The organism is Neorhizobium sp. S3-V5DH (assembly GCF_004343065.1).
In the GTDB taxonomy this organism is placed as follows: Bacteria; Pseudomonadota; Alphaproteobacteria; order Rhizobiales; family Rhizobiaceae; genus Neorhizobium; species Neorhizobium huautlense.
Window position 1 is genome coordinate 1 of the sequence record NZ_SMCL01000030.1, and the last position, 12,140, is coordinate 12,140.

A 12,140-nucleotide genomic window follows, 5' to 3' on the forward strand; every position below is an offset into this window, starting at 1 on the left:
TCTGGGTGATCAGCAGGCGAAGCCATCTGGAATAGGTGGAAAGACGATCCGGTGGCAGGACGAGGAAGACGGTGGTCTTGCGGCTCTTGAGATCGGCGAACCTAAAATCCGATTGGCTCAAGACCGAGATCATTCGAGGGCTGTCAAGAAAGTGGGTATGGCGTTGTGCCGCCGACAGAACACCTGCCGCCTCACGATCGGACTTGCCGAGATGACGGTTGGCGGCACGGGCAATCAGTCCACCGGCTTCGCTGCTTTGCTGCATCGTCGTCAACAGCGCAGCGAACGAGTCCGGCGGCAGCGTCAGATAGTGCCGCAAGGTGCCAAGATGCCGGCGGCCCAATTCCTCGTAACCGATGATCCTCAGGATCAAGCCGCCGATCAACGCTTTGGCTTCCTCGTTCCAATGCGCCTCGCCCGCCATGCCCGGTTCGTCAAAGACAAGCGCGTCCGCAAGCGTGCTCGCATCCTCGGCGATATCGACATCGGAGAGATCAAGCAGATCGAGCGGATTGAAGGCGGAAGATGTGTTGCCGGTAACGCCGAACGGATCGAGTACATGGACTGGGCCAAAGGCTTGCCGAGCACGTGCTGCGATCCTGGTATTCTCTCCCTTCGGATCAATGCAGATGACCGAGCGATCGGCGGTGAGAAGGTTTGGAATGATGGTGCCGACACCCTTGCCGGTCCTGGTCGGCGCGATGGTGAGAAGATGGGCAAAACCCAGATAGCGGATCAGCTTTTTTGACTTCGGATCCCGCCCAAGCAGAAGGCCGGTCTCAGCGCCCGTCAGCGATGAGATTTCCTTGTCGATGGCGAAACGGGCCGAGCCGTGGGTTTGCTGGTCTATATTGCCTAAATGCAAGATCAGCGAATTGGTGAGGAGGCGGAAGGCGAGGATCAACAGGACGAGCGGCAGGAGCACGTTCATCGACTGCATCACCAGGCCGTCCTGTTCGAAGCCAAGCGCATTGAGCGCCGTGGCACCGCCAAAACCGAAGACGAGTGTTACGACGCCCAAGAGAGCCAAAGCGTTGAAGATCGGGCGGATCGCGGCAAAAGGGGCGACCGAAATCGCCGCCAGCGCCCAGACCGGATCACGCAGGGCGGCACGTATCATGTTCTTGAACGCGGCCCATGCCAAGGTGACCTGGTTCATGATCTTGACCTCTGTTCACGTGGGTTGCGATCGCAGCAAGGAGCAGCCGCCCGAATGACTGGTCAGCAACGATGCGCGGTATAGCCGCGCACCCTGTGTTCCTCATCAGGAGGGCAGGCTGATGTTGCCGAAGCTTGGGTCTTGGTCTGGCGTTTCGGCCAAGACCTGCTCTGGAAACCTCCACAGTTCGGCAAACAAAGCCTGATCGGCATCGCGGCTTAAAAAACCGGGCAGTTCACGCCGAAGCCATGATCCAAGCTGCCGACAAAATTCCTCGGATTGTCGGTTCTCGAGACGATCGAGCACAAAGGCGCCGAGCAGGATCTTGCGGCGGGTATCGGCGGCGCGTTCCTGCTTGGAAAGACGCGCCTGAAGCGTCTTCTTCTGGGCCTCGAGTTGAAGAAGTCGCTCTTCGATGGTTTTCCTTGTCATAGCCTCTCCTCCTTTCGGTTCCGGCTTTGCTCGACGCCGCTTGGGCAAGACCTGCCACGGCCCCGCAGTTTTCGCATCACTCGTGCGGGACTGCAGAACCAACGAGCACATCCGGCAATCAGGAATTGATTCCCAATCTGGTTGAAATGCAGCGAAAATCTCGTCATGCGGGAATATGATAAGCAGACTTGGTGCGGTTTTGATATCCGTAAAAGTTCGTAGATTTTGATCAAATCGCTGCTTTTGTTGATGGTTGGCGACGTCTCCGCTTGCTCGGTGGCGACGGCTTGCGCTAACGTGGCGGAAACGGGGAAGGGCGCACTTACGAGTTGCTCTGCAACTCAGGCGCGCCGATCTCAGATCGGGACGAGGGCGAAGCCTTGGCGATCTATCATGCCAGCACGAAGCCGATCTCACGTAATGCCGGGCGCAGCGCGGTGGCAGCCGCTGCCTATCGCGCCGGTGAACGACTGGCCAACGAGCGCGACGGGCAGGTGCATGACTTCACCCGCAAACAGGGTGTTGAACATTCCGAGATCGTTCTGCCGACGGGCGTTGGTGCCGAGTGGGCGAGGGATCGTGCAGCTCTGTGGAATGCGGCAGAGCGCAGGGAGACACGCAAAGATGCCCGCGTCGCCAGAGAGTTCGAGATCGCGCTTCCTCATGAACTGACGCGAGAGCAGCGCCTTCGTCTGACGCGGGCCTTTGCACAGGAGCTTGCCAACCGGTTTGGGGCGGCGGTGGATTTTGCGATCCATAGCCCGCATGAACGAGGCGAACCATCCAGGCTGGGCGACATTCGCAACCATCATGCGCATCTTTTGATGACCACGCGGCAGGTGATGGAATACGGGCTCGGGATTAAGACCCATCTGGAGCGGGAAAACAAATGGCTGCTGTCGAACAATCTGCCGACCTCGCAAATGCAGCTTCGGGATATTCGCCAGCTCTGGGAGCATCACGTCAACCGCCATCTGGCAATGGCCGGTTTGGATATTCGGGTCGACCATCGCTCCCATCAGGAGCGAGGGCTTGAGATCGAGCCGACGCAGCATGTCGGCGTACATGCAAGCCAGATGGAGCGGCGGGAGCTGAGTGTGTCGCGCACGCGGCTCGACGCACATGCCGCGCGTCAAAACGCCGAATTATTTCGGCAAAAGCCGGACCAGGTCTTGTCGGTGATCACCTCCGAGAAAAGTGTGTTCGATCGCCACGATGTGGCGCGGACACTGCATCGCTACGTCGATGAGCCTGAGGCATTCCAGAACGCGTTTGCGGCGGTCATGGCATCGCCAGCCCTCGTTGAATTGCAGCCCGAACAGGCGGGCAAGCTTGCCCGCTATTCGACGCGAGAGATGGTGGCGATCGAGCATGTCATGGCGATGAGCGCTAACAAGATGGCAGGCATCGATAGTCACTTCGTCGAACGCCGTCATGTGGATTGGGCGTTGAGGGCGACGGATGCGTCGATCAAGGCAAAAACTGAACGCGGTGAAACCGGGGTGGAGGAAGGCGATCGGTCGCTTGATCCTGTGGGCTTGAGCGATGAACAGCGGATGGCGGTTCGCCACATCACCGGACCGGAGCAGATCGCAACGGTGATCGGCTTTGCAGGAGCGGGTAAGTCGACGATGCTGGCTGCTGCACGGCAGGCATGGGAGCGGCAAGGTTACCGTGTCCATGGCGCGGCTCTTGCCGGCAAGGCGGCCGAGGGGCTTGAGGCATCCTCGGGTATTCAGTCCCGGACCTTGGCGTCCATTGAATATGGATGGCAGGCTGGTCGAGGTGAGTTGGGAAGGAGCGATATTCTCGTCATCGACGAGGCTGGCATGGTTGGAAGCCGGCAATTGGCAAGGTTCATCTCAGAAGCCGAGACGAAGGGGACAAAACTCGTCCTCGTCGGCGACCACGAGCAGTTGCAGGCGATCGGGGCGGGGTCTCCACTTCGGGCGATTACCGAGCGCATCGGTGCCGTCGAACTTTCGGAAATCCGTCGCCAAAAGGCGAGCTGGCAGCGGCAGGCGTCGAGTGCGTTTGCAACGCACCGAACAGGCGAGGGGCTGAAGGCTTACAACAACCACGGTTCAATCAGCTTTGAGAAGGACCGGCAGACGGCAAGAGCAGCACTGGTGCGCGACTACGTCAATGACTACGAAGCCCGTTCCTCCGGCTCGCGCATAGCGCTTGCCCATCGACGTGTCGATGTCCGGATCATCAACACCGAGATCCGGGCTTTGCTTCAGGAGCGTGGTCGGTTGGCGGGTGGGAAACAGGCGCAGGCAATGCCTGGGCGTGAGGTGACTTATCAAACGACGGTGGGAGAGCGGAGTTTTGCTGCCGGCGATCGCATTGTACTCCTGGAAAACAATCGCGATCTTGGCGTCAGAAACGGCATGCTGGGGACGGTACTCTCCGTCGAGCCGAACGCAGTACAAGTGCGCCTCGACGGCCGGCAAGACCTTGCCCGGACCGTCTCCATACCGGTCAACAGTTACCAATCCTTTGATCATGGTTATGCGATCACGATCCACAAATCTCAGGGGACGACGGTTGATCGCAGCTTCGTCATGGGGTCGCGCACCATGGATCGTCATCTGGCCTATGTGGCGATGACCCGTCATCGCGACAGTGTGCGGCTTTATGCCGGGCGGGATGAACTGAAGGATATGAAGGTGCTGAGTGCCAGCATGAGCCGGTCGGGTGTGAAGGAGACCACTCTCGATTACACCAAGGCCTTTACTGAGCGCCGTGGACTTGCGGAGGAGCTGGGTGTTCGCAGCGAGATTGTCGTTGGTCTTCAGCCCAATCGCGTTGAAAATCGACCGACGGCTAGCACCGTTGCAAGAATGGAGTGGAGGCGCTCCTCGGCCGATGTTCCGCACCCAGCGAGTGTCGAGGCACGTCGGGATCGTCTAGGCGCCGAGGCTCAAGAAAAGACGGTCGAGCCGCTTGTGCCGGCGCTGACGAAATATTCTCGCAATATCGAGACCATCGCCCGCGAAAACGCTCGCCCGACCTTCGAACGAGCGATGCAGACAATGCGGGACCTCGCTCGCAGCATCTATGCCGATCCCGATGGTGCAGTAACAAAACTACGAGAAGCGATCGTGGAGAAAGGTCTCGACGAATGGGCTTTGCCGAGACTGATCACCGCGCAGCCCGAACGATTTGGAGAATTGCGTGGAAGATCCGGCATCTTTGGCGAGAACAGAGAGCGTCGGGAAGCGCGATCCTACACCAAGGCGTTCAGTATCCATGTTGGCTCAGCAGTTGAATCCTGGCAACGCCGGCTGGATGCTGAACGCCAATCCGAAACCTGGCTTCGCGACAAGCGTGATGTGATCGAGGTGCCGGGATTGAGTTCTCGTAGCGAGGAGATTCTGAATCAGCTTGATGCGCTCTCTCAGGCTGAGAAGCCAAGGTTCCTCGAACAGCTTTCCGGCACCTCTGAGGGGAGACTGGCGCTTGAAGAAGCGAAGAAGATCGTCCTCACGCTTGAGCAGCGGTTCGGTAGCGCCGACCTCCGAGATCTGAGAAATGACAGCCTGCGAATGGCACCGAAAGACTTGGCCAGGCTCGATCGCATCAAAGCTATCGCGGGCGTTGCTGAACGCGCACGAAACGTCGAACTGTCGCGTCCGCAGCCGTCGCGCCAACTCGAGTTAAAGCAGGATCGGGATAGAGGGATCGAGTGGGAGAGGTAGCTGAGTAGCCTGTAAACGTCACTTTACAGGTGCCACGGAGGCAACATGTCGTTCATGGCGGCTGTGTCGAGCAAATAGGGAACATACCAGCCTTTACCGCGATATCAACTGTTCGACCGACCCGGACCCACGCGGCCCGCGAAACTACGGACCGCCAGCGGCGTTGTCGTCCCGTGACGATCGATCGGGAGGCAGACGCCGGCGCCGCTCCTCGTACGACTGGAAGGATCCGCGACACCAATGGCTGACAATCTTTCGAAATACCGTGCCAAGCGCGATTTCAAGAAGACCAGCGAACCGAGCGGTGAAGCACAGGTCAAGCCGTCAAACCGGCGTCGGTTCGTGATCCAGAAGCACGACGCCACACGGCTCCATTATGACCTGAGGCTTGAACTCGACGGCGTGTTCAAGTCCTGGGCGGTAACCAAGGGGCCATCGCTCGATCCTAATGACAAGCGGCTCGCTGTCGAGGTCGAGGATCACCCGCTCGACTACGGCGACTTCGAAGGCACGATCCCCAAGGGCCAGTATGGCGGCGGCACGGTGATGTTGTGGGATCGCGGCTATTGGGAGCCAGAGGGTAGGAAATCACCCGAAGAGGCCTTGAAGAAGGGCGACTTCAAGTTCACGCTCCAGGGCAAGCGGCTGCATGGCAGTCTCGTCCTGGTGCGGATGCGCAACGATCGCGATGGCGGCAAGCGCACCAACTGGCTGCTGATCAAACATCATGACGATTATTCCGTCGAGGAGAACGGCGCGAAGATCCTGGAGGAGAACGCGACTTCCGTCGCCTCCGGCCGCAGCATGGAGCAGATCGCGGAAGGCAAGGGCCGCAAGCCACGACCGTTCATGATGGCGAATGCGGATGTAGAAGCCGATGCCGTCTGGGACAGCAAGCACGGTCTGGCGGCTGACGAGCGCAAGAAGAGATCGCGCAAGGATATCGCGACCTTTACGGCGGCTGACCTGCCGGACTTGATCGCGCCGCAGCTCTGCGAGACGCTTGCGCGGCCGCCGGCCGGCGACGACTGGCTGCATGAGATCAAGTTCGACGGTTATCGGATCCAGATGCGCGTCGCCCAGGGCAAGGTGACGCTGAAGACGCGCAAGGGTCTCGACTGGACCGCGAAATATCCAGAGATCGCCGATGCTGCATCCGAACTGCCAGATTGCATCATCGATGGCGAAATCTGCGCCCTCGACGACAATGGCGCACCCGATTTCGCCGCCCTCCAGGCCGCGCTCTCGGAAGGCAAGACCGGCAACCTTGTCTACTTCGCCTTCGACCTGCTCTTCGATGGCGGCGAGGACTTGCGGTCGATGCGCCTGGTCGAGCGGAAGAAGCGGCTCGAAGACTTCCTCGCTGCCGGAAGCGACGATCCGCGTATCCGCTACGTCGATCACTTCGAATCCGGCGGTGACGCGGTGCTGCGCTCCGCCTGCAAGCTGTCGCTCGAAGGCATCGTCTCCAAGCAGATGGATGCGCCCTACCAGTCGGGCCGCACCGATACCTGGGCAAAGTCGAGATGGGCCGAAGGTTCGATTTTCATCAAGGTGGAGGCTGCGCTCGCAAATCATCCAAAACCCGCTTCGTCACGGCAATCCGGGTACTGCCATTGGTCAGGAACGGGCAGTCTTCGTCTCCGCGTCCTCCCGAACGTGATATCCGCTAGCCGCTGATGTAAGCGGCCAGTTCTTCTGGTGTACCGATTGGGAACGCTTCTTTCAGATGGTTCATGAACGCTGAAACGCGGCTGCTTAACAGCCGGCGCGAGGGATAAAGCGCCCACAATGCGATGTCGGAACCGTCAACATCGCCCCAGTGGATCAGGCTGCCATCGGTCAGATGCCGACTGACAAGTGAGATTGGCAGGCGAGCGACACCAGCACCTGCACGCGCGGCATCGCACACCATGATAAGCGAAGACAAGGCGAGCCCCGGCATAATGTCGATTGTCTCTTCACCTCTTAGCGTCTTCATCTTCCAGCTTTGTGCACCCGCAGCTTCGCGTACAATGCCCGGGATTGGCACGCCGGCGGCCGGCCGGGTAACCTGTGGAGACGCAACGACGACCAGACGGTCGCGCAGGAACGGCTTTCCGATCAACGTTTCATCGGGATCAGGATTGACCCGGATCACCAGATCATAGCCTTCCTCAATCATGTCGACCGGGCGGTCTTCCGTTGTGATCTCCAGCCGGACCTCGGGATATTTGAGCGCAAATCCCGCAGCAATCTTGCCCATTGCGGTCTGCGACAGAAGAAGCGGTGCGCTGATCCGCAACCGGCCTCGAGGCGTCTCGCCGCCCGAGGCGATGTTTGCTGCTGTCTCGACGATTTCCGTCAGCAGCACAGTCGTGCGTTCATAAAGAGCGCGTCCCTCCTCAGTCAGTTTCAGATCGCGCCCGCCGCGTTCAAACAGACGCAAAGCCAGTGCCGCTTCCAGATCTTGAACACGCCGGGAGAGCGTGGCCTTGGGTCGGCCGGAGGCGCGCGCCGCTTTGCCGAAGCCGCCGTGGCGCGCGACGAGATTGAAATCGGACAGAGCGAGAAGATCCATATCGTTCCACCTGTGGGACGGTTCATCCAAATTGATGATCTATTGGGGCATGAATGGATCATTCATCTTCGGGTTGTCAAGCAAACATACCAACCCGGAGAAATGACAATGACCATTCTTGTAACCGGCGCCACCGGCAATATCGGCAACCAGGTCGTCCAGCATCTTGTCGCCCAGGGCGCAGACGTCAAAGCTCTGGTCCGCGATCGGTCGAAAGCCAATTTTCCCGCCGCCGTCGATTTGGTTCAGGGTGACTTTTTGAATGTCGACAGTCTTCGCAGCGCTTTCGATGGCGTATCGACCCTGTTCTTGTTGAACGCGGTCGTGGCCGACGAAGTCACCCAGGCACTGATTGCTTTGAATGTGGCTCGTGCTGCAGGCATCGAGCGCATAGTCTACCTCTCGGTCATTCACCCCGACGTCTACGTCAACGTGCCGCACTTTGCCGGCAAGTTCGCCGTTGAACGGATGATCGAGCAGATGGGCATGAAAGCGACGATCCTGCGTCCGGCCTACTTCATCCAGAACGAAATGATGATCAAGGACGCCATCACCGGCTACGGCGTCTACCCGATGCCCGTCGGCGACAAGGGCCTTGCCATGGTCGACGTGCGCGATATTGCCGAGGTGGCAGCACTTGAACTCATCCGCCGGGAAAACGCGGCAGCGCCGCTTCCCCTGAATCGGATCAACCTGGTGGGTCCCGAAACGCTGACCGGCACTGAGATCGCGGCCATCTGGTCGGACGCGCTTGGCCGGCCGACCGCCTATGCCGGCGACAACACGGACGCGTTTGAAAGCAACCTGAAGCAGTTCATGCCGCCCTGGATGGCCTTCGATATGCGCATGATGGGAGAGCGCTTCCTCACCGACGGTATGCTGCCGGAAAACGGGGACGTCGCCCGGCTTGAGGCCCTGCTCGGCCGCCCGCTGCGCACCTATCGCGACTTCGTATCGCAGATCGTCACCGCCGGCTGAACCGGTGTCCTCCTCAACCACCCGGAAAGAAGGAAAATTGCATCATGATCTATTCAACCGCCACCGTATCCGTCAATCCTGCAGGTGAAACGCCACTCACACGCGAGCAGGTGTGGAAGGGACTGGAGCTCAAGGCGCGCGATGCGCGTCTGTTCCTCCCACCGGGGCTTTGCACCCGATGCGATGTCACCGAGGAAAGCGCAACCCACTTTGTGCGCGAGGCAACCATTGCTGGCGCCGATCTTCGGGAAATCATCACGTTGGAACCGCAGCGGAAAGTGACCTTCTTCCAGGCAACAGGTCCACGTGAGGGCGCCATCGTCAACGAGCTGTTCGAGGATGAGGACGGCGAGCTTCAGCTTCGGTTCTACTGCTATATCGGGCTTCGTGGCAAACAGCCTGATGGCCCGGAAGAGCAGGCCGAGCAGGAACAGTTCGACAGTGACAGGGGCTACAAGGCCGCACTTGTGTCTACGCTTAAACGCACTCGCGAGCTGCTGGCGGCGAGCAAGCTCTAATCTCTCCGTCTCCCTTCCTGCGGGCGTCCTTCAACAAGGCGCCCCCTTTCCCAAAGGATTAAACGCGATGTCCACTTCCGAAAACCAACTGTCTCCGCTGCCGGAGATTGTCATCCTCGGCGCGACAGGACCGACGGGTCGTCACATCGTCGCGCAGGCTGTTTCCCGCGGCTATGATGTTACTGTTCTGGTTCGCTCGCCTGAAAAGGCAAAATACCTGAAAGGTGCAAACCTTGTCGTTGGCGATGCACGCGACGAGAATGCGCTGCGTAAGGCGCTGAGGGGTCGTGATGCCGTCATCAGCGCGCTTGGCACGCCGGCGAGCCCCTTCCGTGACGTCACGCTTTTGTCGACGGCCACAAGAGCGCTCGTCAAAGCCATGGAGGATGAACACATCGCCCGCCTTGTCGCCATCACCGGTGTCGGCGCAGGTGACAGCCGTGGACATGGCGGCGCGCTGTTCAATCATATCATCTTCCCGATTTTGCTGCGCAAGGTCTATGCCGACAAGAACCGTCAGGAAGACGTTATTCGCGCAAGCGGTCTCGACTGGACCATCGTCCGATCGACGATCCTCAGCAACAAGTCTGGGACAGGGGCCGTCCGTGCTATGACCGATCTCAAGGGCTTCCGCGGCGGCAGTATTGCGCGTGAGGATGTCGCGCGGTTCGTTCTCGATCAGTTGACTTCGGACGAATGGCGGCAGAAGTCGCCGCTCATTACCGCGTAACGGAAGCAACTTTGCAAACCTCTGGCTTTGCTCCAAGCAGAGCCAAGACTTTTATTGCATGTCCGGTGTTCAGGAAATGAAATTGCAAGCTGGGAGCGGACTGTGGAACCGCGGTGCGGCGTTGCGTTCAGGAATTTGGATCGATTTCCGCAGGCCCTTTGGTTTCACGCGCGCGTGAGGCGTTTTGCCGCCGACTATGATGTCCTGGATGACAAGATTGAAGTCTCGGAAGTGCTCGATCCGGCGGTCCAGCGAGCACGCGTCTCGCAGATGTGGTTGGTTCCGAAGTTCTCCAGGGGTCGGTCGTGACGGACTGGAGACTGAACCGGACTTCGCCAGGCGTGGATGCCGTCATAATAGGGCCCGCGTTGTCCCGCTTGACGAGTGTTCACGCCTGTTCCGGCGAGAGCAAGCCTCGAGCCGATGTTTGGGACAGTGGTGCAGGTGCGACCGCAGCGATTTCCGCGGCTGCTTTCATGTTCGTCATGGAGTGGCTCCCTTCAAGTTGCGAACTATGAATGCTTGCTCCGTAAATGCATCGCGAAACATTGATTTTTGTTGGACGGTTCCATCCACGAAGAACGACGATGGCGGTTGCCTTAAGGCCTGGCTTGAACCCCCTGCCGGCTCACGAACTCTCGGAACCAGCGCTGCGTGGGGTGTACGTCGTTGCGCCGGTGCCAGGACATATCGAACCTGACGGAACCCAGAGGGAGTGGGGGTTCGAATATGAGGAGGTGACTTGCCGCGTCGGACGCCTCGACGACGCCGCGCATCAAGGTCGCGACGAGATCCGAAGACGCGATCAGTTTGGGAGCCGCGTACATGTGGGGTAGGGTGAGCGCCAGCCGACGACTGAGCCCCTGTTTTGCCAGTGCTGCGTCCACAACTCCGAACCTGTCGCTCTCCAGCGAAACCAGCAGGTGGGACATCTGCAGGAAGGTGTCGAGCGTTAGTCCCTCCGAAGCAAGTGAATGATCCTTCCGGATGATGCAAACGAACGTCTCCTCGAACAGAGGTTCGCTCCGGATGCGGCCGGCCGGCGTATGAGGAACGCCAACCGTCAAGTCGATTTCACCCGAATCCAGAAGCGTGATCGCATCGTCGCGGTGCCCGAGATTGCGAACGTGCATGACCATCCCTGGAGCTTCACGCCTCAGAGCGGCCAGAAGCCTCGGGAGCAACACGAATGCCGCGTGCTCGGCCAGTCCGATCGAGATGGTCGCTGTCGATTGTAAGGGATCGAAAGTCTGGGCGAACTCAAGCGTCTTCTGGATTTGCGAAAGCGCGTATCCGATCGGCTCCGCCAGGTCGACCGCCCGCGGCGTCGGCTGCAGGCCGTCCGGGCCGCGAATGAAAAGTTCGTTCAGGAGGCTCCGCAGCCGCGACAGGGCGGCGCTCATGGCAGGTTGTGTCCTTCCGATGCGAACGCCGGCGCGGGTAACGCTCCGTTCCGCCATCAGGGCATCGAAGGCGACCAGAAGATTGAGATCAATGCCATGTAAATCCATAGCGTGGATGTTTAGCCATATCGCATATCGATTTCAATGATGAATGCACGACAGCTAAAAAACGGTGTCTCAGTTAACTGGAGCAACCCGATGAGCACCACCAACCACCCTGTCGTCAGCGGCATCTCCGAGCAGGACCTGCAGACGCTAATACGCTTCTACAACGCATTCGCTGGCCAGCCCGATGTATTAGACGAGTGCGTCACACCCGACTGGCAGGATATTCCGCTGGCCCCGGGCCAAGCGTCGGGACGCGAGGGCATGAAGCCACTGATCAAGGGCTTCGGCGCCGTGTTTGACGACCTGAAGGTCGAGGTCCTGGACGTCATCGGCGGCCCCGGGCGTGCGGCCGTCCGCGCCGTCATCACCGGCCGTCATGTCGCCGAATGGTTCGGCGTGCCGGCCACCGGGCGCGAGTTCTCCCTCGCCATCCACGAGTTCCACACACTCGAAAACGGCATGCTGACCAGGACCTACCACATGGAAGACTGGATGGGCTGGTTCGCGCAGGTCCGTGCGCAGCCGGGCGCACAGGCAGGAGAATGACG

At 59.6% G+C, this 12,140-nt stretch carries 9 protein-coding genes and 1 pseudogene; 6 read left to right on the top strand and 4 right to left on the bottom strand.

Features of this window, described 5'->3' with window-relative positions:
* Together EDE09_RS25700 and EDE09_RS25705 are read right to left on the bottom strand one after the other, a co-directional pair.
* Positions 1 to 1,159 (bottom strand): type IV secretory system conjugative DNA transfer family protein (locus EDE09_RS25700; protein ID WP_132413230.1); only part of this gene is annotated, 1,159 nt, incomplete at its 3' end.
* A gap of 105 nt (positions 1,160 to 1,264) precedes the next feature.
* Positions 1,265 to 1,591: a mobilization protein gene (locus tag EDE09_RS25705; protein WP_245505237.1), complete on the bottom strand. Its 327-nt coding sequence runs from the start codon at positions 1,589 to 1,591 to the stop codon at positions 1,265 to 1,267.
* Positions 1,592 to 1,971: 380 nt separating this feature from the next.
* Between EDE09_RS25705 and traA the strand changes: the two genes are divergently transcribed.
* Positions 1,972 to 5,295, top strand: a complete 3,324-nt coding sequence (gene traA / locus EDE09_RS25710; protein WP_132413232.1) for a Ti-type conjugative transfer relaxase TraA — start codon at positions 1,972 to 1,974, stop codon at positions 5,293 to 5,295.
* Positions 5,296 to 5,535: 240 nt separating this feature from the next.
* Positions 5,536 to 6,822, top strand: a pseudogene (locus tag EDE09_RS25715) (DNA polymerase ligase N-terminal domain-containing protein); the annotation flags it as partial.
* Positions 6,823 to 6,964: 142 nt separating this feature from the next.
* Here the strand turns inward: EDE09_RS25715 and EDE09_RS25720 are convergent.
* Positions 6,965 to 7,855 carry a LysR family transcriptional regulator gene (locus EDE09_RS25720; protein ID WP_132413234.1) on the bottom strand — a complete coding sequence of 297 codons (891 nt, stop codon included), beginning with the start codon at positions 7,853 to 7,855 and terminating at the stop codon, positions 6,965 to 6,967.
* 108 nt (positions 7,856 to 7,963) lie between these two features.
* Here EDE09_RS25720 and EDE09_RS25725 point away from each other — a divergent pair, with 108 nt between their 5' ends.
* From EDE09_RS25725 to EDE09_RS25735, 3 genes are all read left to right on the top strand, one after another.
* A complete protein-coding gene (locus EDE09_RS25725; RefSeq protein WP_132413236.1) occupies positions 7,964 to 8,833 on the top strand; it encodes an NmrA/HSCARG family protein in 870 nt (289 codons plus the stop codon).
* Positions 8,834 to 8,877: 44 nt separating this feature from the next.
* Positions 8,878 to 9,351 (top strand): AtaL-like protein, encoded by a 474-nt coding sequence (locus tag EDE09_RS25730; RefSeq protein WP_132413238.1) that lies wholly within the window; start codon positions 8,878 to 8,880, stop codon positions 9,349 to 9,351.
* A gap of 67 nt (positions 9,352 to 9,418) precedes the next feature.
* Positions 9,419 to 10,081, top strand: coding sequence for an SDR family oxidoreductase (locus EDE09_RS25735; RefSeq protein ID WP_132413240.1), 663 nt, complete (start codon positions 9,419 to 9,421; stop codon positions 10,079 to 10,081).
* 599 nt (positions 10,082 to 10,680) lie between these two features.
* Here the strand turns inward: EDE09_RS25735 and EDE09_RS25740 are convergent.
* A complete protein-coding gene (locus EDE09_RS25740; protein ID WP_132413242.1) occupies positions 10,681 to 11,592 on the bottom strand; it encodes a LysR family transcriptional regulator in 912 nt (303 codons plus the stop codon).
* A 90-nt stretch (positions 11,593 to 11,682) separates the two neighbouring features.
* On the opposite strand from EDE09_RS25740, the gene EDE09_RS25745 reads away from it, so the two are divergent.
* Positions 11,683 to 12,138, top strand: coding sequence for an ester cyclase (locus EDE09_RS25745; protein WP_132413244.1), 456 nt, complete (start codon positions 11,683 to 11,685; stop codon positions 12,136 to 12,138).
* Positions 12,139 to 12,140 lie beyond the last annotated feature (2 nt).